Genomic DNA, 25284 nt, shown 5'->3' on the forward strand with positions numbered 1-25284 from the left:
CCAAGGCTAGTGAGATCCCGGGGCGGCCGTGTCGCCCGGACGGCCCTCGGACCCCGCCCCGTACTTCTGCGCGTACGTGCGCGCCGTCTTGATCGTCTCGGAGTGCAGCGCGTCCCCCGCGGCGAGCAGGCCCGGCAGCAGCTTCCGCTCGGTCGTCACGGCCCTGAACTGGAGGGACACGGTGATGTCGTGCTCCGGGCTGTGCACGATCTCGATGGTGTCCCCGGCCCGGATCTCGCCCGGTTCGATCACCCGCAGATAGGCGCCGGGAGCGCCCTGCTGCGTGAAGCGCCTGACCCACTTCGTCTCGCCGAGGTGGCCCTGGAACGTCTGGCAGGGGATGCGGCCCGAGGTCACTTCGAGGAGCAGATCGGGGCCGACGCGCCAGCGCTCGCCGATCTTCGCGCCGTTGACGTCGAGGCCGGACGTCGTGAGGTTCTCGCCGAAGGAGCCGCCCGGCAGCGGACGGCCGAGCAGCCGCTCCCACTCGTCGAGGTCCTCGCGCGCGTAGGCGTACACCGCCTGGTCGTTCCCGCCGTGGTGCCGCAGATCGCAGACCTCGTCCCCGGCGAGCCCGCTCCCCGCGGTGCCCTTCGCGCCGGGAGCCGCCACCCGCACGGCCCCGTCGGCGGGCTTCTTGTCGATGCCCGTGCCGCCCGAGGGCGCGTCGGTGTAGTCCACGGCTTTGAACCGGCCCAGATTCACGGAGAGAAGCTTCATGACAAAAGGCTAGGCGAGGCAGCTCAAAGCGGCTACGCATTATTGGGCGCCTGATCCAAGCGTCACTTATGCTTGAGTCATGATCGAGGCCCGTCATCTCCGCGTACTGCGCGCCGTCGCCGCCACCGGCTCCTTCTCCGCCGCGGCGCGCGACCTCGGCTGTACGCAGCCGGCCGTCAGCCAGCAGATGAAGGCCCTCGAAGCCTCCGCGGGCACGCCGCTCCTCATCCGCACGGGCCGCGAGATGCGCCTGACCCAGGCTGGCGAGTCCCTGGTCCGGCATGCCGCCGGGATCCTGGCCGGTCTTACCGCCGCCGAGGAGGAGGTCGCCGCCATCGCGGGCCTGCGGGCGGGCCGGGTCCGCCTCGTCTCCTTCCCCAGCGGCAGCTCGACGCTGGTGCCGAGCGCCCTGGCCGCCCTGCGCGCGGCGCACCCCGGCACGCGCGTCTCGCTGGAGGAGGCCGAACCGCCGCGCTCGGTGGAGATGCTGCGCGAGGGCGACTGCGACGTGGCGCTCGCCTTCCGCTATGACGGCGCCACCGCCGCCGAGGAGTGGGACGACCTGGTCGTACGGCCGCTTCTCGCCGACCGGCTCGTCGGCCTGGTGCCGGAAGGACACCGGCTCGCCAAGGCGGACGCGGTCGCCATCGGGGAACTGGCCGACGAGCCGTGGATCGCGGGCTGTCCGCGCTGTCGCAGGCAGCTGGTGGAGGTGTGCGAGGGAGCGGGTTTCGTGCCCCGCATCGATTTCGCGACCGACGACTATCCGGCGGTGATCGGCCTGGTCGGCGCCGGCCTCGGAGTCGCGGTCCTGCCGGAGCTCGCCATCGAGTCCGTACGCCCCAAAGGTGCACGCACAGTGACGGTGGAGCCTGCCGTCCAGCGCGAAATCGTCGCGCTCACCCTGCCTGATCTGGCGCAGGTGCCCGCAGTGGCGGCCACCCTTGATCACCTTGCGCGGGCCGCAGAGCGCTGAGCGCCTACGAAGAAACGTTCCTTCAGGTGTGCGTGACCATGTCGCCGCGTGCCGTCGAGGTCGCGGCCGCTGCGGCCGCCGAGGCCGACGGTGCGGATGTCGTGACGAGGCGGTTGCGTGCCCGGCCCATGAGTTCTTCGCGCTCGTCCTCGGTCAGTCCGCCCCACACGCCGTACGGCTCGCGTACCGCCAGGGCGTGAGCAGCGCACTCCGCGCGCACGGGGCATCTCATGCAGACCTCCTTGGCGGAGTTCTCACGTGCGCTGCGCGCCGCGCCCCGCTCGCCCTCCGGGTGGAAGAAGAGCGAGCTGTCGACCCCGCGGCAAGCGGCGAGGAGCTGCCAGTCCCAGAGATCTGCGTTCGGTCCGGGAAGGCGGGAGAAATCTGCCATTGCGTGTCTCCTGGTGGCCGTTCTGCGCGGATACGGTGCCCACGACCGTACATCTACTGTCTAAGGAGATGAAAATATGACTCATTGGAAAATCTAGTCACAGACACCAGGAAAAGGGAAGGAAAGCGGCTAAATGGGGCATGGGTTGTGATGAAAGGTTGAGGGTCTCTTGCGCCGTCTGCTCTGTGTCCGCGCCCTCACGTAGAGTGCCGAACGAGGCCGACCGCCCCGTAACTCTTTCGGGTGACCGTCGTTGAGAGTGCGAGGCGGTTGAAAGAACAAGCGCTGGGGCAGATGTCCGAGAGCGTCAACCGCACAGGTGACGAATATGTACCAGCCTGGAGGCTCAAGGTGACGCGCAGCAGCTGTGAGAGCCGCGGAGGACAGTCATGACATCCGTCCTCGTCTGCGACGACTCCCCGCTCGCCCGAGAGGCGCTCCGCCGCGCGGTCGCGACCGTGCCCGGCGTAGAGCGCGTGACGACAGCGGCCAACGGCGAGGAAGTCCTCCGCCGCTGGGGCGCCGACCGCTCGGACCTGATTCTGATGGACGTACGCATGCCCGGTCTGGGCGGCGTCGAGACGGTGCGGCGGCTGCTGTCCGCCGACCCCGGTGCGCGCATCATCATGCTCACCGTCGCCGAGGATCTGGACGGTGTCGCGCTCGCGGTCGCCGCCGGTGCCCGCGGCTATCTGCACAAGGACGCCTCGCGCGCCGAACTGCGCGCGACCGTCACGCAGGCGCTCGCCGACCCGACGTGGCGGCTCGCTCCGCGCAGACTGCGCTCGGCCGAGATGGGCGCGGCGCCCACCCTCACCGCGCGTGAGATCCAGGTCCTCGAAGGCATGAGCCACGGCCGGTCGAACGCCGAGATCGGACGTGAGCTTTTTCTCTCCGAGGACACGGTCAAGACCCACGCCCGCCGGTTGTTCAAGAAGCTCGGCGCCTCGGACCGCGCGCACGCCGTGGCGCTCGGTTTCCGCTGGGGCCTGGTCCGATAGGTGTGTCGCCGTGCGGGCACGGCGATCCCCGCCCGCCGAGTGGTGGGCGGGGTCACGGACGCCCGTCGCTCCCTCACCCGGGAGCGATTGCCGCCGCTTCGCCGCCGATGCCGCATCCTTGAGGTGTGGAGTTCCTCGGGGACAGGTCGGTCGAGCGGGAGGGGAGGGCGCACGAGATGAGTTCCGGCGCACCTGCTCATAACGCTTCGGTGCACAACTACGGACGTGGTGCCACGGATCAATCAGCGCCAAGGCACCATGGACCGATGCGCGATGACAAGACGACGGTGATCGGTGCCCTCGTCCTTCGCGCGGTCGAGGGTGACGAACAGGCCACGCACGATTTGCTGGCCCATGTGCACCCCCTGGCGCTGCGGTACTGCCGCACACGGCTCTCTCGACTGCCCGGCGACGCAAGGCACTTCGTGGAGGACCTGGCGCAGGAAGTATGCGTCGCGGTCCTCCTCGCCCTGCCGCGCTACAAGGACACGGGACGCCCCTTCGAAGCGTTCGTCTTCGCGATCGCCGCGCACAAGGTCGCCGATCTCCAGCGCGCGGCGATGCGCCATCCCGGATCCACGGCGGTGCCGTCGGACGAGATGCCCGAGCGGCCGGACGATTCCCTCGGGCCCGAGGAGCGCGCCCTTCTCAGCAGCGATGCCGAGTGGGCCAAGAAGCTCATGGCCAATCTCTCGGAGAACCAGCGCGAGCTGCTGCTCCTGAGGATCGCGGTCGGGCTCACGGCCGAGGAGACCGGGCAGATGCTGGGCATGTCCCCCGGCGCCGTGCGGGTCGCGCAGCATCGCGCGCTGAGTCGGTTGCGGGCATTGGCCGAGCAGTAGCGGTCACCGGCTTGCGCGTGTGGTCACCTTGGATGCCCGTTCGGCATCGGTTCGGCGTCTGTACGTGCCGTATGAACGTACAAATCTGATCGATGATCTTGATCGTGGAATGAGACACCCTCGGTTCCCGTTAGCATGGACATCCGCACCGATCAAGGCCATTTGGGGAAGGTGTCATGACTGCAAACGTCGACGGAGTGCCCGAGAAATTCGCGACACTCGGGCTGACCTACGACGACGTGCTGTTGCTGCCCGGTGCGTCGGACATGGCGCCGGACCAGATCGACACTTCCTCGCTCATCTCGAAGAACGTGCGTGTGAACGTCCCGCTGCTCTCCGCGGCGATGGACAAGGTCACCGAGTCCCGCATGGCGATCGCCATGGCGCGGCAGGGCGGCGTCGGCGTACTGCACCGCAACCTCTCCATCGCGGACCAGGCCAACCAGGTCGACCTCGTGAAGCGCTCCGAGTCCGGCATGGTCTCCGACCCGATCACGGTGCACCCGGACGCGACGCTCGCCGAGGCCGACGCGATCTGCGCCAAGTTCCGCATCAGCGGCGTCCCGGTGACCGACCCGGCGGGCAAGCTGCTCGGCATCGTCACCAACCGCGACATGGCCTTCGAGTCGGACCGCACGCGCCAGGTGCGCGAGGTCATGACGCCGATGCCGCTGGTCACCGGCAAGGTCGGCATCTCCGGCGTGGACGCCATGGAGCTGCTGCGCCGCCACAAGATCGAGAAGCTTCCGCTCGTCGACGACAGCGGTGTCCTCAAGGGCCTCATCACGGTCAAGGACTTCGTCAAGGCCGAGAAGTACCCCGGTGCCGCCAAGGACAGCGAAGGCCGCCTCCTGGTGGGCGCCGCCGTCGGCGTCGCGGGCGACGCCTTCGAGCGTGCCCAGGCCCTGATCGAGGCGGGCGTCGACTTCATCGTCGTCGACACCGCGCACGGCCACTCCCGCCTGGTCGGCGACATGGTCGCCAAGATCAAGTCCAACGCCTCGGGCGTGGACGTCATCGGCGGCAACATCGCCACGCGTGACGGCGCCCAGTCCCTCATCGACGCCGGTGTCGACGGCATCAAGGTCGGCGTCGGACCCGGCTCCATCTGTACGACGCGTGTCGTCGCCGGCATCGGCGTCCCGCAGGTGACGGCCATCTACGAAGCGTCGCTCGCCGCCAAGGAGGCCGGTGTCCCGGTCATCGGCGACGGCGGCCTGCAGTACTCGGGCGACATCGCCAAGGCGCTCGTCGCCGGCGCGGACACGGTCATGCTGGGCTCGCTGCTCGCCGGCTGCGAGGAGTCCCCCGGTGAGCTGATGTTCATCAACGGCAAGCAGTTCAAGTCGTACCGCGGCATGGGCTCGCTCGGCGCGATGCAGACCCGCGGCGACCGCAAGTCCTTCTCCAAGGACCGCTACTTCCAGGAGGGCGTCGCCTCCGACGAGAAGCTGGTGCCCGAGGGCATCGAGGGCCAGGTGCCCTACCGCGGCCCGCTCTCCTCGGTCGTGCACCAGCTGGTCGGCGGTCTGCGTCAGTCGATGTTCTACGTAGGCGGCCAGACCGTTCCGGAGCTCCAGAGGAACGGCCGTTTCGTACGGATCACCTCCGCGGGCCTCAAGGAGAGCCACCCGCACGACATCCAGATGACGGTCGAGGCGCCGAACTACACGAACAAGCGCTGACGCCCCGTGCGGCGCTGACAGCGCTCCACGCGCGCGTGGGGGCGGTCCGGATTCCCCGGGCCGCCCCTCTTCGTGCGCGTCGGGGATACTGGAACGGCAGACCAGTGCCGAAGTGCCGAAGAAGTGCGAAGTACCGAAGAAAGCTGAAGGGCCACCCACGTGACTGAGATCGAGATCGGACGCGGCAAGCGCGGCCGCCGGGCGTACGCCTTCGACGACATCGCCGTCGTCCCGAGCCGCCGTACCCGCGACCCGAAGGAGGTCTCGATCGCCTGGCAGATCGACGCCTACCGCTTCGAGCTGCCCTTCCTGGCGGCCCCCATGGACTCGGTCGTCTCGCCGCAGACCGCGATCCGCATCGGTGAGCTGGGCGGTCTCGGCGTCCTGAACCTCGAAGGCCTGTGGACGCGGTACGAGGACCCGCAGCCGCTGCTCGACGAGATCGCGGAGCTGGACACCGACAACGCCACCCGCCGGCTCCAGGAGATCTACTCCGCGCCGATCCAGGCCGATCTGATCGGGCAGCGCATCAAGGAGGTGCGCGACTCGGGCGTCGTCACCGCCGCCGCGCTCTCCCCGCAGCGCACCGCGGAGTTCTCCAAGGCCGTCGTGGACGCCGGTGTCGACATCTTCGTCATCCGCGGGACCACCGTCTCCGCCGAGCACGTCTCCGGCGCGGCCGAGCCGCTGAACCTGAAGCAGTTCATCTACGAACTCGACGTGCCGGTGATCGTCGGCGGCTGCGCCACGTACACCGCTGCCCTGCACCTGATGCGCACGGGCGCGGCCGGTGTCCTGGTCGGCTTCGGCGGCGGCGCCGCGCACACCACGCGCAACGTCCTGGGCATCCAGGTGCCGATGGCCACCGCCGTCGCGGACGTCGCTGCGGCCCGCCGTGACTACATGGACGAGTCCGGCGGCCGGTACGTACACGTCATCGCGGACGGCGGCGTGGGCTGGTCCGGCGACCTGCCCAAGGCCATCGCCTGCGGCGCCGACTCGGTGATGATGGGCTCCCCGCTGGCGCGCGCCACGGACGCGCCCGGCAAGGGCCACCACTGGGGCATGGAGGCCGTCCACGAGGACGTGCCGCGCGGCAAGCGCGTCGACCTCGGTGTGGTCGGCACGACCGAGGAGATCCTCACCGGTCCCTCGCACATCCCGGACGGCTCGATGAACTTCTTCGGGGCGCTGCGCCGCGCGATGGCGACGACGGGCTACAGCGAGCTCAAGGAGTTCCAGCGCGTCGAGGTGACGGTCGCGGACTCGCAGCACAAGCGCTGATCGTCTGCTCCTGAGTTCGACTGCTTCTTAAAGAAGGGCCCCGGTACTCGTACCGGGGCCCTTCTTGCGTGCCGTGTGGGCCGAGGCCGCGTCAGAGGCGGTGGGCCGCGCCCGCCGGGGTCGCGCCCCTGGTGTCCAGGAGCAGCTGGGCCTTCACGGCGAGACCTTGCAGGTCGTACGTGCGGTGGTGCTGGAGCAGGATCGTGAGGTCGGCGTCCGCGGCGGCTTCGTAGAGGGAGTCCGCGCGGGGGACGGGGTGGCCGAGCACGCTCCAGCTGGGGACGTAGGGGTCGTGGTAGCTGACGGACGCGCCCATCTCCATCAGGCGGGTCGCGACCTCCCTGGCGGGGGAGCCCTGCTGGTCGGCGAGGTCGGGCTTGTAGGTGACGCCCAGGAGCAGGACGCGGGCGCCGCGGGCGGACTTGCCGTGTTCGTTGAGCAGCGTCGCCGAGCGCTGGATCACGTAGCGGGGCATGCGGTCGTTGACCTGCTGGGCCAGTTCGACCATGCGCAGGGGGCGGGCGCCGCGGCTGCCGGGGCCCGGGATATCCAGGGGGACGCCGTGGCCGCCGACCCCGGGTCCGGGGCGGAAGGCCTGGAAGCCGAAGGGCTTGGTCTCGGCGCAGCGGATGACGTCCCACAGGTCGATGTTCAGGTCGTGGCAGAGCACGGCCATCTCATTGACCAGAGCCATGTTCACGTGCCGGTAGTTGGTCTCCAGGAGGTGCACGGTCTCGGCTTCTCGCGGGCCACGCGCGCGTACGACCTTGTCGGTGAGGCGGCCGTAGAAGGCGGCGGCCGATTCGGTGCAGGCCGGGGTGAGGCCGCCGATGACCTTGGGCGTGCCCGCGTAGCCGTGGGTGCGGTTGCCGGGATCGAGGCGGCCGGGCGAGTGGGCCAGATGGAAGTCGCGGCCCGCGCGCAGGCCGGAGCCCTCTTCGAGGATGGGGCGGAGGAATTCCTCCGTGGTTCCGGGGTATGCGGGTGACTCGAGGATGACCGTGGTGTGCGGGCGCAGGCGCGCGGCCAGGGCGCGGGCGGCGTCTGCCACCTGGCTCAGGTCGAGGGTGCGGTCCGCTGCCGGAGGAGTGGGAGCACAGATGACCGCGGTGCGGACCCGGCCGAGCTGGGCCGGGTCGGTGGTCGGCCGGAAGCCCCCCGAGAGCATCCGGCGGACATCGGCGGCGGTCAGGGTGCCCTCGGCGCCGTCGCAGGGCAGGCGGCCGCTTGCCAGATCGACGGCGCGGGCGGGGTCATAGCCGATGGTGGCGATGCCACGGGAGACGGCGGCCCTGGCGAGGGGCAGGCCGAGGTGGCCGAGACCGATGACTGCGAGATCTGCGGGCATGGCGGTGGGCCGTCCTCCTAATAGCCGGAGCGGGACGAGCGCGCAAGTCCTGTGGACAAGGTGGACCAGCGCAATGTCAGACTAGGAGTAAATATGACCGTTATGTGGCATTGCTCGGTGTCAGGTGTCGGAGTGTTGGCCGTGTTGTCCACAGGCGGCGGCCGAACTCAGCGGACCTGAGCAGAATCTGGGCATGATGTGAGCGCGACCACACCCGACAAAGCAACGGGAGGCAGCGGTGAGGACAGCGACCTTGGGGCCGGCGGAGCGTGCCGAGTCACTTGCGGGAATGGCCGAGCGGGAGCTGGATGTCCTGGTCGTGGGCGCGGGAGTGGTCGGTGCGGGCACTGCACTTGACGCCGTGACCCGCGGTCTGTCCACCGGCCTGGTCGAGGCGCGGGACTGGGCGTCGGGCACGTCGAGCCGTTCGAGCAAGCTGATCCACGGCGGTCTGCGCTATCTGGAGATGCTGGACTTCGCGCTGGTGCGGGAGGCGCTGAAGGAGCGCGGCCTGCTCCTGGAGCGGCTCGCCCCGCATCTCGTGAAGCCGGTGCCGTTCCTCTACCCCTTGCAGCACAAGGGCTGGGAGCGGATCTATGCGGGCTCGGGCGTCGCGTTGTACGACGCCATGTCGATGTCGAAGGGACACGGCCGCGGTCTCCCGATGCACCGCCACCTGACCCGGCGTCACGCCCTGCGCGTCGCACCCTGCCTGAAGAAGGACGCCCTGGTGGGCGCCATGCAGTACTACGACGCGCAGATGGACGACGCTCGCTACGTGGCCACGCTGGTGCGCACGGCGGCGGCCTATGGGGCCAAGGTCGCCAACCGGGCGCGCGTGACCGGCTTCCTGCGCGAGGGAGAGCGGGTCGTCGGCGCCCGGGTGCAGGACGTCGAGGGCGGCGGGGAGTACGAGGTCCGGGCCAAGCAGGTCGTGAACGCCACCGGCGTGTGGACGGACGACACACAAGCGATGGTCGGGGAGCGGGGCCAGTTCCACGTCCGTGCGTCCAAGGGCATCCATCTGGTCGTACCGAAGGACCGGATCAACTCGACGACCGGTCTCATCCTGCGGACGGAGAAGAGCGTCCTCTTCGTCATTCCGTGGGGGCGGCACTGGATCGTGGGGACCACCGACACCGAGTGGGACCTGGACAAGGCGCACCCCGCCGCCTCCAGCGCCGACATCGACTATCTGCTCGAGCACGTGAACTCGGTCCTCGCGGTGCCCCTTTCCCGGGACGACGTCCAAGGGGTGTACGCAGGACTGAGGCCGCTGCTCGCCGGGGAGTCGGACGCCACGAGCAAGTTGTCGCGCGAGCACACGGTGGCGCATCCGGCGCCGGGCCTCGTGGTCATCGCGGGCGGCAAGTACACGACGTACCGCGTCATGGCGAAGGACGCCGTGGACGAGGCGGTGCACGCCCTCGACCAGCGGGTCGCCGACTGCGTCACCGAGGACATCCCGCTGGTCGGCGCCGAGGGGTACAAGGCCCTGTGGAACGCGCGCGCCAGGATCGCGGCACGCACCGGCCTCCATGTGGTGCGCGTGGAACACCTGTTGAACCGGTACGGCTCACTCGCCGAAGAGGTCCTCGCCCTCATCACCGCCGACCCCAAGCTGGGCGAGCCGCTGCCGGCCGCCGACGACTATCTGCGCGCCGAGATCGTCTATGCCGCTTCGCACGAGGGGGCGCGGCATCTGGACGACGTGCTGACCAGGCGCACGCGCATCTCGATCGAGACGTTCGACCGGGGCACGCGCAGCGCGCGGGTGTGCGCGGAGCTGATGGCGTCGGTCCTCGGCTGGGACAAGGACCAGGTGGAGCGGGAGGTACAGCACTACGAGAAGCGGGTGGAGGCGGAGCGCGAGTCGCAGCGGCAGCCGGACGACCTGACGGCGGACGCGGCGCGGCTGGGGGCGCCGGATATCGTGCCGCTGTAGCGCTCCGCACACCCTTGCAGGACCCCGCGCGGCCCGTTCGGCGTGAACCCCGCGGGTCGGCGGGGCTGTTGGGGCGCCGACTCCTCGCGGCCGACGGCGTCGCGGCGGGGCCTTGCCCCGGGTGCCGAGCACCGGAAGAGTTCCATGTGCGGAGCCCGTCATGAGAGACGTTGGACCCTGGGCGTAGACCGGTCCCGAAGTAAGGGACAATGAAGGCTCTGTCAGGGCGGGTTGCGCGGGTAGCAGCGGTAGCAGCAGAGGGGACGCATGTCGGACGCGGAGAAGACGGGTCAGTCCCGTCAGGACCAGAGCGAACGTCTCCTCTCCGGGCGCTACCGGCTGGGAGAAGTGCTCGGCCGCGGCGGAATGGGAACCGTCTGGCGCGCCAAGGACGAGACACTCGGCCGGACGGTCGCGGTGAAGGAGCTTCGCTTTCCCTCCAGCATCGACGAGGAGGAGAAGCGCCGGCTCATCACGCGTACGTTGCGTGAGGCCAAGGCGATCGCGCGGATCCGCAACACCAGTGCGGTGACCGTGTACGACGTGGTCGACGAGGACGACCGGCCGTGGATCGTGATGGAGCTGGTCGAGGGCAAGTCCCTCGCCGAGGCCATCCGCGAGGACGGGCTGCTCACGCCGAGGCGCGCGGCCGAGGTCGGCCTCGCGGTGCTCGACGTGCTGCGCTCCGCGCACCGCGAGGGAATCCTGCACCGCGACGTGAAGCCGTCCAACGTGCTGATCGCCGAGGACGGGCGGGTCGTTCTCACGGACTTCGGCATCGCACAGGTCGAGGGCGACCCGTCGATCACCTCCACCGGCATGCTCGTCGGCGCTCCTTCGTACATCTCGCCCGAGCGGGCCCGCGGGCACAAGCCGGGACCGGCGGCCGACCTGTGGTCGCTGGGCGGTCTGCTGTACGCGGCAGTTGAGGGCGTTCCTCCGTACGACAAGGGGTCGGCGATCGCGACCCTCACCGCGGTGATGACCGAGGACGTCGAACAGCCGACGAACGCCGGGCCGTTGGAGAAGGTCATCTACGGCCTGCTGGCCAAGGACCCCGAGCAGCGGCTCGACGACGCCGCGGCGCGTGCGCTCCTGATCGACGTGATCCACGCGCCCGAGGCCAAGGACGAGCCGGAGCCGGTCGACGCGACGAAGGTCGTGCCGCTGCCGCCCGTGCCGCCCTCCTTGGGCAAGCGGTTCGGCAAGGGCAAGGGCCGCGCGGCCGGGGCGGGAGCGGCCGGTGCGGGCGTCGCGGGTGCCGCGGGTGCCGCAGGGGCCGCGGCGGACACGTCCGGGTCCGGCTCCGGCTCAGGGGCCGCAGGGTCCACCGGGACCGCTGGTGCCGCCGGGTCCTCCGCGGACTCCGGTGGCCGTAAGGGCGAGGAGGCCGGTGAGCGGCTGAAGGGCGCGCTCAGGTCGGTGCGGAAGGCCGCGGCTGCGGCGACCGCTCGGGGGGCGGGTGCCGGGGCGGCTGCTTCCGGTGCTGATGCGGCTTCCGGGTCCGGGGCCGGTGCCGCTGACTCCGCCTCTGGTGCGGTGGCGGAGAAGCCGGCGCGGTCCGGGGCTGCCGGTGCGGCGACCGGGGCTGCTGCCTCTTCCTCCGCCGTCACCTCTGCTTCGTCTGCTCCCGCGTCGGGGGCGTCGGCTTCCGGGACGCCGCCGCGTGCGACGCCGCCCAAGGCCTCGCTCACCGACGTGGTGCCCCGGCGCACGCTCGTCATCTTCTCGGTGGCCCTCGCGATCGCGGTGCTCGGGACCGTGCTCGCCTTCGCGTTCAGCGGCGGGGACGAGGACAACGGGCAGGACAGCAAGAACGGCAGCGACAAGGCCGCGTCCAGCGGGGCGACCGCGGGCGGCGGCGACAAGGGCAAGGAGCCGGACAAGGGCGCCGGGCAGGACGACGGCGCCGAGAAGGGCGAAGGCAAGGACGAGACGGGCAAGGACGCGGGTTCGGGGGCGAGCCCGGGTTCGGACGAGAGCCCGGATCCGGGTGAGAGCGACGACGACGGCGACGACTCCGGCAAGGAGCCGGGTGACGGCGCCGAGTCGACGTACAAGCACTCCCAGGGGTTCTCGGTCGGCCTGCCCAAGGGCTGGAAGTACCAGACCACGGCTGCCGCCGGCGCGCGTTTCACCGGGCCCGACGGGCAGAAGCTGCTCATCGGCTGGACCAACACCCCCAAGTCCGACCCCGTGGGCGACTGGAAGAGCCAGGAGTCGTACATGGTCCGGTCGCAGTACAAGCGCATCCGGATAGAGAAGGTCGACTACCGGGACTACAACACCGCCGACTGGGAGTTCACGTACGTCGACGGCGGCACGAAGTACCGCTCGATAGACCGCGGCTTCGTCGTCAACGGCAGTCTGGGCTACGGAATGATGTACACGGCCAAGGACGCCAAGTGGGGCAGTGACGAGCGCAAGGACGCCTGGCAGACCTTCACGAAGACGTTCAAGCCGAAGAAGTAGCCAGGAGCGGGGCCGGGGCGCCGCGGACCACGGAATGGGAGAGTCCGCGGCAATGGCCCCAGTGAGATCTGGAATCCCCTCAATGCGGTTTGCCTCGGGCACGTATCGTGAGTGTCTGCGGACCGTACGCAGCCGCAACAGTGCACAACACGAACGGATTTGACCACCGGGCGGACGCGGGAGGCGGCGTGGACGAATACGCGGGGCGGGTACTCGCCGACCGCTATCGCCTGCCGCTGCCTCCGGCGGATGAGTACGAACTCGCGGAGACACGGGCCTTCGACACGTACAGCGGGCAGGAAGTCCTGGTCAGGCAGGTGCCGTTGCCCGAGGTCGTCGACGCCGAAGTGCTCGAACTCGATGAGCGCGACCTCCCGGACGGCGAGCTGCCCGCGGGGTTCGTGAGCGCGGGTGCGGTCCGGCGGCCGTCGGCGCGTACGACGCGCAGGCCGTCTGATCCGGCGGTGCGGCGCGCGATAGAGGCGGCGCAGGCCGCCGCGCAGATACCCGACCACCCGCGGCTCGACCAGGTCTTCGACGTGTTCGCCGAGGGCGGTTCGCTGTGGATAGTGAGCGAGTTGGTGGCGGCGAGGTCGCTGGCCGCGCTGCTCGCGGACCGGCCGCTGAGTCCCTACCGCGCGGCGGAGATCGCCTCGGACGTGGTGACGGCGCTGCGGGTGCTGCACGCGCACGGCTGGGTCCACCGGAACATCACCGCGCGTACGGTCCTGGTCTGCGACGACGGCCGGGTGGTCCTCACGGGCCTCGCGGCGGGCGCGGCGGAAGAGGCGTTGTGCGGGTACGACCCGCGGCCCGAGGAGCTTCTCGCGGGGTTCGAGGCGGGGGGCGGGGCCGGGAGCGGGGCTGACGCCGGTGCGGAGACGGACTCCTCCGGTGCGGATGAGGCTGAGGGGGCCTACGGGGCGCACGAGGCTGGCGGGGCTTATGGGGCGCGCGAGGTTGATGAGGCCGGCGATTCGCGTGGGCATGCCGCGATCGAGGCCGCCCCGCCCGCGGAGCCCGGCGGTGACGCCAGGGCGGCCCGGCCCAGCGCCATAGCGGCCTACCGCGCCGGGACGCGGGCCGCGGCGCGGGTGAGCGAGGACGCGGAGCTGCCGGGGCCGAGGAGCGGCGGGTACGACGACGATGCCCCGGAGGGCCGGGGGAGTGGTGAAGCCGGAACTGCCGGAACTGCCGGAACTGCCGGGCTGATCCTGGACCCGTACGGCGTCGGCGGCAAGAAGCAGTGGCACGGGGCCGTGCCGAGGGCCGGCGGGGGCGCGGGGGCGTCCGGGGCCGACGCGGGCAAGGGCATCGGCGGGTTCTCCGGTGCGGTTCCGGACCAGCGAGGGGCCGTGGAGCCGGGCGGCTTCGGCCGGTCCGGGCGCGGGGCCGACGAGCTGGGCCCGGCCGGAACGGGCTATGACGGCCGGGGCTCCACAAGCCGGGGCTCGGACGGACCGGCCTACGACGATCAGGGCTTAGACAGTCAGGGCCATGACGAGCGGGGCCTTGAGGAGCGGGGTCTTGAGGGGCGGGGCTTCGGCGGCGGTCAGGGACGAGGCCCCGGCCGTACGGGGCAGGGCCTCGCGGCCACCCGAGGCGAAGGCGGGCCGGGTTCCGCAGTCACCCGAGGCGGACCGGGCTCAACCCCCGGCCGAGGCGGACCGGGATCAGAGCCTGCCAACGCCGCTTCCACCCCCGCCGCTTCCACCCCCGCCACGACCACCCCCGCCACGACCGGCCACAGCTACTGGGACTCCCTCGTCGCCGAGCGCAGCGGTGTGCGGCGCGGGCCCGCCACCGCCCTTGCCGCGGAGCGGGCCCGGCATGCCCGGATGACCGTGGTCGGCGGTGTGACCGAGCGGTGGGCGCCCGAGCAGGCCGGTCCCGTGCACGAGAACTGGCGGCTCGCCCCGCCCATCGGGCCCGCAACCGACCTCTGGGCCCTGGGCGCCCTGCTGTTCAGGGCCGTGCAGGGCCACGCACCGTACCCGGAGGAGAGCACCTTCGAGCTCGTCCAGCTGGTGTGCGCCGAGCCGCCCGCCTTCGCGGAGGAGTGCGGTCCGCTCAGGCCCGTGGTCGAGTCGTTGCTGCGACAGGACCCCACGGAGCGGCTCGACTTCGAGGAGCTGAACGGCTGGCTGCGTTCGCTGGTCCGTTCGGCGCCCGAGCCGGAAGCCGGTACGAACGTCGTGCCCGCACCGCCGTTCGACGCCAGGCGCCTGCCCGTCGTACGCCGCCGCGGTGATCTCGTACGCCGGAAGAAGCGGCGTGCGCCGGAGAAGCGACGCGCCCCTGAGAAGCGGCGCAAACCCGAGAAGCAGCGCGCCGCCGCGCCCCCGCCCGCCCCGGCGTCGGACCGGCAGAACGGGCGGCACAAGCACAAGCAGCCAAAGCGGCCAAAGCAGCCCGGGCAGCAGAAGCGGGCGAGGGAAACCGGACTGTCGGCCTCCGCGCCTGCGGCGGCCCCCCGCCGGAGCAGCGCGCCCCGGCAGAGCGGTACGGGACAACCGCGCTCCCTGGGGCGCCTCCTGCTCCTGCTCGTCCTGGTCGGCCTCGTCGCAGCGGTCGCGTACGCCGTGGCCTTCATGCCCAAGTCGGGGGAGAACGAAGGCAGTGAGCGGGCCGGCTCCGTCGGGGACCCCGGCACCAGCCAGGGACCCGAGCCCGGCAGCAGCTCCAGCGCCCGGCCCAGCGAGGACGGCAAGTCCGACCGGCCGAGCGACAAGCCGGAGAAGAGCACCGACGAGGAGCAGCCGCAGACCAGCGGCCCCGAGCTGCCGCAGGGCTTCACGCTCCGCAAGGATGCCGAAGGCTTCCGGGTCGCCGTCGCGAGCGGCTGGGACCGGCAGCCCAAGAACGGGCGGGGTCAGGTCCGTTACACGCACGGCGATTTCGAGCTGATCGTCGTGCCGGGGCGGGACGGCACGGACGAGTACGGCAAGGACCCCATGAAGTACCAGCGCGAGCACGAGCGCGAACTGCAGCCGTTCCGCGACTCGACCTGGGCCACGTCCAGCGGGATGCGCACGGTGGAGGTCGGCGGGCGGACCACGGCCGAGGGGCAGTTCACCTGGCAGGACGCGGAGGGGCGTGAGACCTTCGTGCGCAATCTGGCGATGGCCGTCGGCGGCAAGTACCACGTCGTGCAGATCCGGGGCCCCGAGGCCGAGCGTGACGAGGTGTCGCGGCTCTTCGAGCAGGCTTCGGCGACGTATCAGGCCGATTGAAATCGTTCGCCCGCGCTCCCGGACGGTCACGGATATTCAGGGACCGGACATTCAGCGACGCGGACGTTCGGAGATGTGCATAAAACTTCACAGACCTTCACCGTAGCTGCATCAGCCCTGTACCCGGCGGGAGTTGACGTCCCGAAAGGCGCCGAATTGCTGCGTCACGCGTCACAGTGAGGTCTCCGTGCACCCCCCGGAGGTTCCGCGCGCGCCCCCCGCTCCCTAATCTGGGGCATGTCAGAACCAATGCGGGGGATCGTGAATCAGATGCAGGGCCTGCTCCTCGCGGGCCGCTACCGGCTCGGAGAGTCCATAGGCCGCGGTGGCATGGGCCGGGTATGGCGAGCACACGACGAGGTGCTGCACCGGACCGTCGCCGTCAAGGAGCTGACGGCGGCCCAGTTCGTGGCGGAGGCCGACCGCGCGGTCCTGTTCGCGCGTACGCACGCAGAGGCGCGGGCCGCGGCCCGGATCAACCACCCCGCGGTCGTCACCGTCCACGACGTCCTGGAGTACGACGCCAGGCCCTGGATCGTGATGGAGCTCGTCGAGGGCTGTTCGCTCGCGGACGCCGTCAAGGACAAGGGCCGCATCGAACCCGTGGAGGCCGCCCGCATCGGCCTGTGGACCCTCAAGGCCCTGCGCGCCGCGCACGCCGCCGGGGTCCTGCACCGCGACGTCAAACCCGGCAACGTACTTCTGGCGAACGACGGCCGCATCCTGCTCACCGACTTCGGGATCGCCGCGATCGAGGGGGACTCGACGATCACGCGGACCGGTGAGGTCGTCGGTTCCGTCGACTATCTGGCGCCCGAGCGGGTCAGCGGCGCCAACCCCGGCCCCGCGTCCGACCTCTGGGCGCTCGGCGCCACGCTGTACACGGCGGTCGAGGGCAACTCCCCGTTCCGGCGCACGTCCCCGCTGGGCACCATGCAGGCCGTGGTCACGGAGGAACCCGCGCCGCCGGAGTACGCGGGGGCGCTCGGCACCATCATCGGCGCGCTCCTGCGCAAGGAGCCGGACTCCCGGCCGACCGCGGAAGCGGCCGAGCTGATGCTCGCCGAGGCGGCGGAGGGGCGCAGCCCGAGCGCCGGGCCCGCGTACGTGCCGACGCAGGTCCACGCCACGTCCCAGCAGCCGCAGGCACATGCGCAGCCGCATCCGCAGTCACAGCCCCAGCCGCATCCGCAGGACCCGCACCAGCACACGCCGCAGTCCGGCACGGTCGCCCCCGGATACGGGTACGGGTACGGCAGCGGAGACAGCACCAGGATCGGCACCGGCGCCGACTCCGGCCCCAACTCAGCCCCGCACCACTCCGGCACCGTCGTCCACGGCGCCCACCCGTCCTCGTACGACCCTGCTCGCCCCGCGAAGCGCCGCAAGTGGCCCGCGGTCGTCGCGGCCGTCGCGGCGGTGGTGCTGTTCGGCGGTGGTGGCCTCGGCGGCTATCTGTACTTCCAGGACGGCGACGACGGCGGCACTTCGCAGTCCAATGACGGGAAGCCGGGCAAGTCCGTCGGCGGCATCCCCGCCAACTGGCACCGGGTGAACGACGCCGAGGGCTTCAGCCTCATGCTGCCCAAGGGCTGGGAGCGCGAGGTCGACGGCAGCCAGATCGACTACACCCCGGACCACGGGCGGCACTTCCTCCGCATCAGCACCGACCGCCACACGACGTTCGAGAGCCCCTACACGCACCAGGTGCAGCTCGAGAAGAACCTGAGTCCCAAGCTGCCCGACTACAAGCGGTTGCAGCTGGACCAGAACACCTTCCGCGACCAGCAGGGCGCGCTCTGGGAGTTCAGCTGGACGGCGGGAGCGAACGACACGACCGCGGGCCCACGCCGCGCCATCTCACAGAGCTATATCAGCCGTGACGGCGTCGAGTACGTGCTGTACATGTCGTCCCCCGCTGGCGACTGGAGCAAGACGCGCACTCAGTTCGACGCGATACTCCGGGGCTGGCGAGAGGGCTGAACGCACTCGTCCGCAGCCGGGATGGCTGGGACGAGCGGCCGGAACCAGCCCGCCGCACAGGCCGACAGGGTCCGTCCGCACACGGGTGGGGCATGATGGCCGCATGGGGAGCGTGGGGGACAACCCCCGGGTCATAGCCGGTCGTTACCGCCTGGACGTGCGGCTCGGCAGGGGTGGCATGGGCGTGGTCTGGCAGGCCACGGATCAGTTCCTCGGCCGCAGGGTCGCCGTCAAGGAACTCGCCCTCGACGAAACGCTCTCCGAGTCCGACGCCATGCAGCAGGTCGAACGCACCCTGCGCGAGGCGCGGGCGGCGGCGCAGCTGCGCCATCCGCACATCATCGTCGTCCACGACGTCGTCGTGCAGAGCGACCACCCTTACATCGTCATGGAGTTGATCGAGGGCGGTTCGCTCGCCGGGCGGATAGCGCGGTCGGGTCCGATGCCGGCGCGGACGGTGGCCCGGATGGGCATCGATCTGCTCGGCGCGCTGCGGGTCGCGCACGCCGCCGGAGTCTTGCATCGCGACATCAAGCCCGCGAACGTCCTCATGGAGGAGGCGACCGGGCGTGTCGTCCTCACCGACTTCGGGATCGCGCAGGTCAGCGGCGCGACGACGCTCACGGAGATCGGGTCCTTCGTGGGCTCTCCGGAGTACACCGCGCCCGAGCGGATGTCGGGCGAGCGGACGGGGCCCGAGTCCGACCTCTGGTCGCTCGGCGCGCTCCTCGTCGCGGCGCTGACCGGCGAGTCGCCCTTCCGCCGGGAAACGATCAGCGGGGTCCTGCACGCCGTCGTCTTCGACGAGATCCGGCCGCCGCCCGCCGCCGCACCGCTGCTGCCCGTCGTCCTCGGCCTCCTCGAACGCGACCCGGAACGGCGCCTCGGCGTGGCGGAGGCGGAGCGGCTCCTGCGGATGTACGTGGAGACGGGGCGGATGCCGTCGACGCCCGCGGGCCGGGCCGGCGGGCAGCCGTCGGCGCTGCCGGGCGGGAGGCCGGGCGGGAGATCAGGGGGGAGACCGGGCGGAAGGCCGGGGGGCTATACGCCCACCTACCGTGACCTGCCCTCCCGTCCGCCCGTGCAGCCGGAGGGGCCTTCCCGCCGCCGCCGTCGCGCCATGCTGCTCGCCGCCGCCCTGGTGGCCGCCGTGGCCGGGGCCGCGGTCTCCGCCGCGCTCCTGCTGGGCAGGGACGGCGACGGGAACGGCCGTACGCCATCGACGCCGGCCTCGACGGGCCAGAGCGTACCGACGCGGACGGTGACCCCGTCGCCTTCGCCGACCCCGACGGTGACGGTGACGCGCAGTTCCGGCAACCCCAAGCCCTCGACGCCCGAAGCCCCCGAGGGCTACCGCGTCACGAAGGACGTCCGGGGCTTCACGCTCGCCGTGCCGGATGGTTTCAGGCGTGAGGTGGACGGGCCCCGCGTCTTCTACAAGTCGCCGGGCGGAACGTTCCGCATAGGCATCAAGGAGTCGGACCCGGAGCCGGGCGGGCCGCTCGCCGTGCAGCGCCGCTCCGACGCGGACGGGCCGGAGAAGAACCCCGGTTACCGGGACGGCGAGGTCACCGAGACCTCGCACAACGGACGGCCCGCCGCGCTCTGGCAGTTCACCTGGGACGGCTTCACGGCGGCGGAGGGCGACCGGCACACGTACGACCTGTGCTGGCAGGAGGGCGACCGGATGTACGAGGTCTGGGTCTCGGCGCCGGTCGGCAGGGCCAAGGAGGCCAGGCGGTACTTCGACACGGCGGTGGACTCCTTCGTGCGCCGCTGAAGCCCGGTCGTACGCCGCTGAGGCCCCGCCCCGCGCCCCGCCCCTGTCACAAGTCGGTGACCCCAGTGGAACCGGATGCCTCCGGCAAGGTAGTGATGTGGCCATGAGCAATGACGGGGGAGCCTCCTACGGCCCGTACGAACCAACCAGCTATGGCCTGCAGCCACCACAGCCGCAGCCGCCGCAGCAACAACCGCCGCAGCAGCCGCCGCACCAGCAGCGGGCCGAGCACCCGGCCGCGCCGACCCCGCCCCCGTCGCCGTACGCCCAGCCCACCCAGGCGGTGCCGAACCAGCCGAACCAGCCGAGCCCCCCGAACCACCCGAACCACCCGAACCAGCCGAGCCACCCTTCCGAGCCGGACCCCGGCGCGGGCCGCCTGATCGCGGGCCGCTACCGCCTCCTCTCCAAGCTCGGCCACGGCGGCATGGGCACGGTCTGGCGCGCGAAGGACGAGACGGTGGACCGCGAGGTCGCCGTCAAGGAACCCCGGATCCCCGACCACCTGCCCGAGCGCGAGCGCGCCAACGCCTTCGAGCGGATGCGCCGCGAGGCACGCGCCGCGGCCCGCCTCGACCACCCGGCCGTGGTCAACGTCCACGACGTGGCGGTGGAGGACGGCCAGCCCTGGATCGTCATGGAGCTGGTGCAGGGCCGCTCGCTGGGCGCCGCGCTCCAGGAGGGCACCCTGGGCGCCCGGGACGCCGCCCGCATCGGCCTTGAGGTGCTCGGCGCGCTGGACGCCGCCCACCAGGCGGGCATCCTGCACCGTGACGTCAAGCCGGACAACGTGATGCTGGGCCAGCACGACCGGGTCGTCCTCACCGACTTCGGCATCGCCCAGATCGAGGGCGAGACGAACCTGACGGACACCGGCGGCTTCGTCGGTTCGCCCGAGTTCATCGCCCCGGAGCGGGTCCTGGGCCAGCGCCCCGGCCCGGCGTCGGACCTCTGGTCGCTCGGCGTGGTCCTCTACGCCGCCACGGAGGGCGTCTCGCCGTTCCGGCGCAACAACACCCCCGCGACGCTCCAGTCCGTCCTGAACGCGACGCCCGCGGCGCCCGCTTCGGCCTCGGGCCCGCTCGCGCAGGCGATCAACGGCCTCCTGATCAAGGAGCCGGGCCAGCGTCCGCGCGCCGCGCAGGTCCGCGCCCTCCTGGAGGAAGCGGCCCAGCCTCCGCGGCCGGCGCCGACGCAGGTCGTCCATACCGGTGGCGGTGGCGCCTCGGACCGCAAGGGCGTCACCATCGGCCGCAAGGGACTCATGGGCATTGGCGCGGTGGTCGTCGCAGCCGTGGTCGCGGGCGTCCTCGTGGTCATGAACCCGTTCGCGGCGGACGAGGCGGACAGCTGGAAGCAGCACCAGGAGAAGACGCTCGGTGCGACGATGGCGGCGCCCCCGGACTACGTGAAGTCCGTCCCGGACGGGATCACCAAGACGGAGCACTGGGTCAGTTATACCGACCCGAGCACCGCCGTCTCGATCACTCTGCACCTCGCGAAGAAGTCCGAGGACAGCACCGGCGAGATCGCGGGGTCCGCTGCCGCGCAGGCGTACAGCGACAGTGACGCGATCGAGGGCGGCGACGAGAGCAGCATGGCCGAGACGCCCGCTCCCCGGAGCAAGACGGCGAAGACCTCGTACAAGGACCGGGAGTCCGCCGAGAACACGGTCACCTACGTCGACGACTCGGACTCGGAGCGACTGAAGCCGCGCGAGGCGAAGGTCTTCTACTACAAGGCCAAGTCCGGCGACATGTACAAGCTCTGGATCGACTACCCCGGCAAGGGTGATTTCACCGAGCGCGGCCGCGAGGTGGCGAGGACGGCCATCGACAACCTGGAGATCGACGAACTCTGATCCGCACGGAGTCGCCAAGGCCCTGCGAGTCCCACTAAGCCCCTGATCAGGCCCTTTACCGCCAGCAATCGCTGGCAACGTGTGTGCGCCCGGTGAAAGCTGATTACCGACGGGTACCCAAATCCCTGACCTGGGCCTACGCTCACCACCATGACGGACTCGCAGGCCACCGCAGCGGCCATCGGAACCAACCCGACAGCCACCGCTCCCGACGGCGCGCGCACCACCGCCGACGTGGTGACTCCCGAGCTGATCGCGCAGCTCACCCGGGACGTGATCGGCTCGGGACGGACCGCCAACCACACGCCGTTCACCGGCGAGAAGCTGGCCGACCTGCCCGAGTCCACCCCCGAGGACGTGGCCACCGCCTTCGAGCGCGCCAGGGTCGCCCAGGTCGCCTGGGAACGCACCCCGGTCCGCCGCCGCGCGGCGGTCCTGCTCCGCTTCCACGACCTGGTCCTCCAGCGCCAGGCCGAGGTTCTCGACCTCATCCAGCTGGAGACCGGCAAGGCCAGGCTGCACGCGCACGAGGAGCTCCAGGCCGTCGCCGTCGCCGCGCGGCACTACGGCCGCAAGGCCCCCGCGTACCTGAACCCCAAGCGGCACACCGGCGTCGTACCGACCCTCACGAAGGTCACCGAGAACCGGCAGCCGCGCGGTGTGGTCGGCCAGATCGCGCCCTGGAACTACCCCTTCGAGCTGTCCATCGGCGACGCCCTCCCCGCGCTCGTGGCGGGCAACGCCCTGGTGATGAAGCCCGACACGGAGACCTGCCTGACCGCCCTGTGGGCCCGTGACCTCATCATCGAGGCAGGTCTGCCCGCCGAGGTCTTCCAGGTCGTCATCGGAGACGGCCCCGTCATCGGCCCCGAGATCGTCAAGCACGCCGACTACGTCTCCTTCACCGGCTCCACGCGCACCGGCCGCGAGGTCGCGCAGGGCGCGGCAGGCCGGCTCGTCGGCGTCTCGCTCGAACTCGGCGGCAAGAACGCCATGCTGGTCCTGCACGACGCCGACATCGACAAGGCGGCGGCCGGCGCGGTGCGGGCCTGCTTCTCGTCCGCGGGCCAGCTGTGCATTTCCATCGAGCGGTTGTACGTCCACGAGTCGATCGCCGAGGAGTTCGTGGAGCGCTTCGCGGCGCGGACGAAGGCGATGCGCCTGGGCCGTTCCCTCGCGTACGGCGCGGAGATGGGCTCGCTGGTCGGCGAGCGGCAGCTGGAGACCACCAAGCGGCACGTCGACGAGGCCGTCGCCAAGGGTGCCAAGCTGATCGCGGGCGGCGTCGCCCGGCCCGACATCGGCCCGTACTTCTTCGAGCCGACCATCCTGGACGGCGTCGAGTCCCCGATGGCGGTGTGCGGCGAGGAGACCTTCGGCCCGGTCGTCTCCATCTACCGCTTCACCGACGAGAACGAAGCGGTCGACCTCGCCAATTCCACGTCGTACGGACTGAACTCCTCGGTGTGGACGAAGGACGGCAGCCGTGGCCGCAAGATAGCGGCCCGCCTGCGCACCGGCACGGTCAACGTGAACGAGGGCTTCGCGCCCGCCTACGGCAGCGTGCAGTCGCCGATGGGCGGCATGAAGGACTCGGGCCTGGGCCGCAGGCACGGCTCCGAGGGCATCCTGAAGTACACCGAGGCGCAGACCGTCGCGCACCAGCGTCTTATGCCGCTCGCGCCGTCCTTCGGCATGGACGACGAGAAGTACGCGGCGTTCATGAGCCTGAGCCTGAAGGTCATGAAGTCCCTGCGCCTCCGGTAGGCGCGGCGCCGGTCCCAGGACCGAGTCCGGCCTCAGGGCCTCAAGAGCCTTTCTCTAGAGGTTAGTTCTCAACGAGGAGAGTCAATGTCACAGGAGAGCTCTGTCCAGAAACAGCCGGACAGTGAGGCGGGCGGTCACGACGAAGCGTCGTACGACTACGACGTCATCGTGGTCGGATCGGGATTCGGCGGCTCCGTCTCCGCCCTGCGCCTGACGGAGAAGGGTTACCGCGTCGGCGTGCTCGAAGCGGGGCGCCGCTTCACCCGTGAGTCGCTCCCGAAGAACTCCTGGGACCTCAAGAACTACCTCTGGGCACCCGCCCTCGGCCTCTACGGCATCCAGCGCATCCACCTGCTCGGGAATGTGATGGTGCTCGCGGGGGCGGGCGTCGGCGGAGGTTCGCTCAACTACGCGAACACGCTCTACGTGCCCCCCGAGCCGTTCTTCAACGACCCGCAATGGAAGGACATCACGGACTGGCAGGACGAGCTCGGCCCCTACTACGAGCAGGCCAAACGCATGCTCGGGGTGCGGCTCAACCCGACCACGACTCCGTCCGACGTCCACCTGAAGGCGACCGCCGAGGCCATGGGAGTGGGCGACAGCTTCCACATGGCGCCGGTCGGCGTCTTCTTCGGCGACGAGCAGGACGCCTCGGGTACTTCAACGGCCAACCCCGGCCAGGAAGTTCCCGACCCCTACTTCGGAGGTGCGGGCCCCTCCCGCAGGGCTTGCAGCGAATGCGGCGAGTGCATGACGGGCTGCCGGCACGGCGCGAAGAACACCCTCAACGAGAACTACCTCTACCTGGCGGAGAAGGCGGGCGCCGTCATCCACCCGATGACGTCCGTCGTCACCCTCACCGAGGACTCGCGGGGCGGGTACGCCGCCGCCACCCTGCCCACCGACGGCAAGCGCAAGGGCGGACGCACCTTCACGGCACGCCACGTCGTCGTCGCCGCGGGCACCTACGGCACGCAGACGCTGCTGCACCGCATGAAGGACACCGGCCTGCTCCCGCGGATCTCCGGACGGCTCGGCGCGCTGACCCGCACCAACTCCGAGGCCCTGGTCGGCTCGCAGACCACCGACCGCCGCTACCGCAAGCAGCACGGCATCGAGAAGGCCGACTTCACCAAGGGCGTCGCGATCACCTCGTCGATCCACCCGAACGCCACCACGCACATCGAGCCGGTCCGCTACGGCAAGAAGTCCAACGCCATGGGCGGCATGACGATCCTCCAGGTGCCGTACAGCATCAAGGGCGGCGGCAGGGCGCGCGTCACGGGATGGCTCGGCAATGTCGCCAAGCACCCGTGGCTGATGGTCCGCTCGCTCTCCAACCGGCGCTGGTCGGAGCGGACGATCATCGGCCTGGTCATGCAGACGCTCGACAACTCCCTGACCACATACCGCAAGGAGAAGGGCATCGGAAAGGGCCTGCTGACCGCCCGCCAGGGCCACGGTGCGCCCAACCCGACGCAGATCCCCGAGGCCACCGAGGCCGCGACGCTGCTCGCCAAGGAGATCAACGGCTTCGCGGGGTCGAACATCGGCGAGCTGATGGGCACCCCGCTGACCGCGCACTTCCTCGGCGGCTGCCCGATCGGCGACTCCGCGGAGGCCGGGGTCATCGACCCCTACCACCGCCTCTACGGCCACCCCGGCATCTCGGTCGTCGACGGCGCCGCGGTCTCCGCGAACCTGGGCGTGAACCCCTCCCTCACGATCACCGCGCAGGCCGAGCGCGCGATGTCGTTCTGGCCCAACAAGGGCGGCGAGGACACGCGTCCCGCGCAGGGCACGCAGTACGTACGTCTCGCTGCCGTCGAGCCGAAGACCCCGGCGGTACCGGCGGACGCGTTCGGCGCACTGAAGCTGCCCTTCCTGGGGATGCCGGCCGTGCCGGCCAAGAAGTAACTCGTGCCGGCCAAGAAGTAACTCCGGCCGCTCACAGCCCGTACATACGCGAAAGGACCTGCTCCCCCCTCCGAGA

The 25284-nt window shown here is 70.8% G+C and carries 16 protein-coding genes; 13 read left to right on the forward strand and 3 right to left on the reverse strand.

Going from position 1 to position 25284, the window contains the following annotated elements; genetic code table 11:
• Positions 1-6: 6 nt before the first annotated feature.
• On the reverse strand, positions 7-720 hold the full coding sequence (locus tag ACQKIP_RS03370) for an MOSC domain-containing protein (RefSeq protein WP_365862677.1): 714 nt from the start codon (positions 718-720) through the stop codon (positions 7-9).
• A gap of 79 nt (positions 721-799) precedes the next feature.
• Between ACQKIP_RS03370 and ACQKIP_RS03375 the strand changes: the two genes are divergently transcribed.
• Positions 800-1696, forward strand: coding sequence for a LysR family transcriptional regulator (locus ACQKIP_RS03375; RefSeq protein ID WP_361182283.1), 897 nt, complete (start codon positions 800-802; stop codon positions 1694-1696).
• Positions 1697-1718: 22 nt separating this feature from the next.
• On the opposite strand, the gene ACQKIP_RS03380 is transcribed toward ACQKIP_RS03375, so the two are convergent.
• On the reverse strand, positions 1719-2087 hold the full coding sequence (locus tag ACQKIP_RS03380) for a WhiB family transcriptional regulator (protein WP_365862674.1): 369 nt from the start codon (positions 2085-2087) through the stop codon (positions 1719-1721).
• A gap of 389 nt (positions 2088-2476) precedes the next feature.
• Here ACQKIP_RS03380 and ACQKIP_RS03385 point away from each other — a divergent pair, with 389 nt between their 5' ends.
• The 4 genes from ACQKIP_RS03385 to ACQKIP_RS03400 all read left to right on the forward strand — a co-directional run bounded on the left by ACQKIP_RS03385 (position 2477) and on the right by ACQKIP_RS03400 (position 6899).
• On the forward strand, positions 2477-3088 hold the full coding sequence (locus ACQKIP_RS03385) for a response regulator transcription factor (RefSeq protein WP_003948568.1): 612 nt from the start codon (positions 2477-2479) through the stop codon (positions 3086-3088).
• Positions 3089-3354: 266 nt separating this feature from the next.
• On the forward strand, positions 3355-3930 hold the full coding sequence (locus ACQKIP_RS03390) for a sigma-70 family RNA polymerase sigma factor (protein ID WP_190084454.1): 576 nt from the start codon (positions 3355-3357) through the stop codon (positions 3928-3930).
• 176 nt (positions 3931-4106) lie between these two features.
• On the forward strand, positions 4107-5615 hold the full coding sequence (gene guaB / locus ACQKIP_RS03395) for an IMP dehydrogenase (protein ID WP_365862672.1): 1509 nt from the start codon (positions 4107-4109) through the stop codon (positions 5613-5615).
• Between the two features lie 159 nt (positions 5616-5774).
• Positions 5775-6899 carry a GuaB3 family IMP dehydrogenase-related protein gene (locus tag ACQKIP_RS03400; protein WP_266870046.1) on the forward strand — a complete coding sequence of 375 codons (1125 nt, stop codon included), beginning with the start codon at positions 5775-5777 and terminating at the stop codon, positions 6897-6899.
• 91 nt (positions 6900-6990) lie between these two features.
• Here the strand turns inward: ACQKIP_RS03400 and ACQKIP_RS03405 are convergent, their stop codons facing one another.
• Entirely contained in the window at positions 6991-8247 is a 1257-nt protein-coding gene (locus tag ACQKIP_RS03405) for a nucleotide sugar dehydrogenase (RefSeq protein ID WP_365862670.1), read from the reverse strand.
• 238 nt (positions 8248-8485) lie between these two features.
• On the opposite strand from ACQKIP_RS03405, the gene ACQKIP_RS03410 reads away from it, so the two are divergent.
• The 8 genes from ACQKIP_RS03410 to ACQKIP_RS03445 all read left to right on the forward strand — a co-directional run bounded on the left by ACQKIP_RS03410 (position 8486) and on the right by ACQKIP_RS03445 (position 25208).
• Positions 8486-10192: a glycerol-3-phosphate dehydrogenase/oxidase gene (locus ACQKIP_RS03410; protein WP_365862668.1), complete on the forward strand. Its 1707-nt coding sequence runs from the start codon at positions 8486-8488 to the stop codon at positions 10190-10192.
• Positions 10193-10459: 267 nt separating this feature from the next.
• Positions 10460-12664 (forward strand): serine/threonine-protein kinase, encoded by a 2205-nt coding sequence (locus ACQKIP_RS03415; RefSeq protein ID WP_365862666.1) that lies wholly within the window; start codon positions 10460-10462, stop codon positions 12662-12664.
• Between the two features lie 188 nt (positions 12665-12852).
• Positions 12853-15897 (forward strand): protein kinase, encoded by a 3045-nt coding sequence (locus ACQKIP_RS03420; protein ID WP_365862664.1) that lies wholly within the window; start codon positions 12853-12855, stop codon positions 15895-15897.
• A 270-nt stretch (positions 15898-16167) separates the two neighbouring features.
• Positions 16168-17880, forward strand: coding sequence for a serine/threonine-protein kinase (locus ACQKIP_RS03425; RefSeq protein ID WP_365862834.1), 1713 nt, complete (start codon positions 16168-16170; stop codon positions 17878-17880).
• A 103-nt stretch (positions 17881-17983) separates the two neighbouring features.
• Positions 17984-19660 carry a serine/threonine-protein kinase gene (locus ACQKIP_RS03430; protein ID WP_365862662.1) on the forward strand — a complete coding sequence of 559 codons (1677 nt, stop codon included), beginning with the start codon at positions 17984-17986 and terminating at the stop codon, positions 19658-19660.
• 103 nt (positions 19661-19763) lie between these two features.
• On the forward strand, positions 19764-21521 hold the full coding sequence (locus ACQKIP_RS03435) for a serine/threonine-protein kinase (RefSeq protein ID WP_365862660.1): 1758 nt from the start codon (positions 19764-19766) through the stop codon (positions 21519-21521).
• Between the two features lie 150 nt (positions 21522-21671).
• Positions 21672-23288, forward strand: coding sequence for a succinic semialdehyde dehydrogenase (locus ACQKIP_RS03440; RefSeq protein ID WP_365862658.1), 1617 nt, complete (start codon positions 21672-21674; stop codon positions 23286-23288).
• An 84-nt stretch (positions 23289-23372) separates the two neighbouring features.
• The gene (locus ACQKIP_RS03445) at positions 23373-25208 is read left to right on the forward strand and encodes a GMC family oxidoreductase (RefSeq protein WP_365862656.1); all 1836 of its coding nucleotides are present in this window, start codon (positions 23373-23375) and stop codon (positions 25206-25208) included.
• The last annotated feature ends 76 nt before the right edge of the window (positions 25209-25284 follow it).

Origin of the sequence: Streptomyces sp. NPDC059900 (assembly GCF_050270335.1) — a bacterium.
Taxonomy (GTDB): domain Bacteria; phylum Actinomycetota; class Actinomycetes; order Streptomycetales; family Streptomycetaceae; genus Streptomyces.

Coding starts and splice junctions, on each gene's coding strand:
- ACQKIP_RS03370 (WP_365862677.1), bottom strand. CDS start 720: ATGAAGCTTCTCTCCGTGAATCTGGGCCGGTTCAAAGCCGTGGACTAC.
- ACQKIP_RS03375 (WP_361182283.1), top strand. CDS start 800: ATGATCGAGGCCCGTCATCTCCGCGTACTGCGCGCCGTCGCCGCCACC.
- ACQKIP_RS03380 (WP_365862674.1), bottom strand. CDS start 2,087: ATGGCAGATTTCTCCCGCCTTCCCGGACCGAACGCAGATCTCTGGGAC.
- ACQKIP_RS03385 (WP_003948568.1), top strand. CDS start 2,477: ATGACATCCGTCCTCGTCTGCGACGACTCCCCGCTCGCCCGAGAGGCG.
- ACQKIP_RS03390 (WP_190084454.1), top strand. CDS start 3,355: ATGCGCGATGACAAGACGACGGTGATCGGTGCCCTCGTCCTTCGCGCG.
- guaB (WP_365862672.1), top strand. CDS start 4,107: ATGACTGCAAACGTCGACGGAGTGCCCGAGAAATTCGCGACACTCGGG.
- ACQKIP_RS03405 (WP_365862670.1), bottom strand. CDS start 8,247: ATGCCCGCAGATCTCGCAGTCATCGGTCTCGGCCACCTCGGCCTGCCC.
- ACQKIP_RS03415 (WP_365862666.1), top strand. CDS start 10,460: ATGTCGGACGCGGAGAAGACGGGTCAGTCCCGTCAGGACCAGAGCGAA.
- ACQKIP_RS03425 (WP_365862834.1), top strand. CDS start 16,168: ATGCAGGGCCTGCTCCTCGCGGGCCGCTACCGGCTCGGAGAGTCCATA.
- ACQKIP_RS03430 (WP_365862662.1), top strand. CDS start 17,984: ATGGGGAGCGTGGGGGACAACCCCCGGGTCATAGCCGGTCGTTACCGC.
- ACQKIP_RS03435 (WP_365862660.1), top strand. CDS start 19,764: ATGAGCAATGACGGGGGAGCCTCCTACGGCCCGTACGAACCAACCAGC.
- ACQKIP_RS03440 (WP_365862658.1), top strand. CDS start 21,672: ATGACGGACTCGCAGGCCACCGCAGCGGCCATCGGAACCAACCCGACA.
- ACQKIP_RS03445 (WP_365862656.1), top strand. CDS start 23,373: ATGTCACAGGAGAGCTCTGTCCAGAAACAGCCGGACAGTGAGGCGGGC.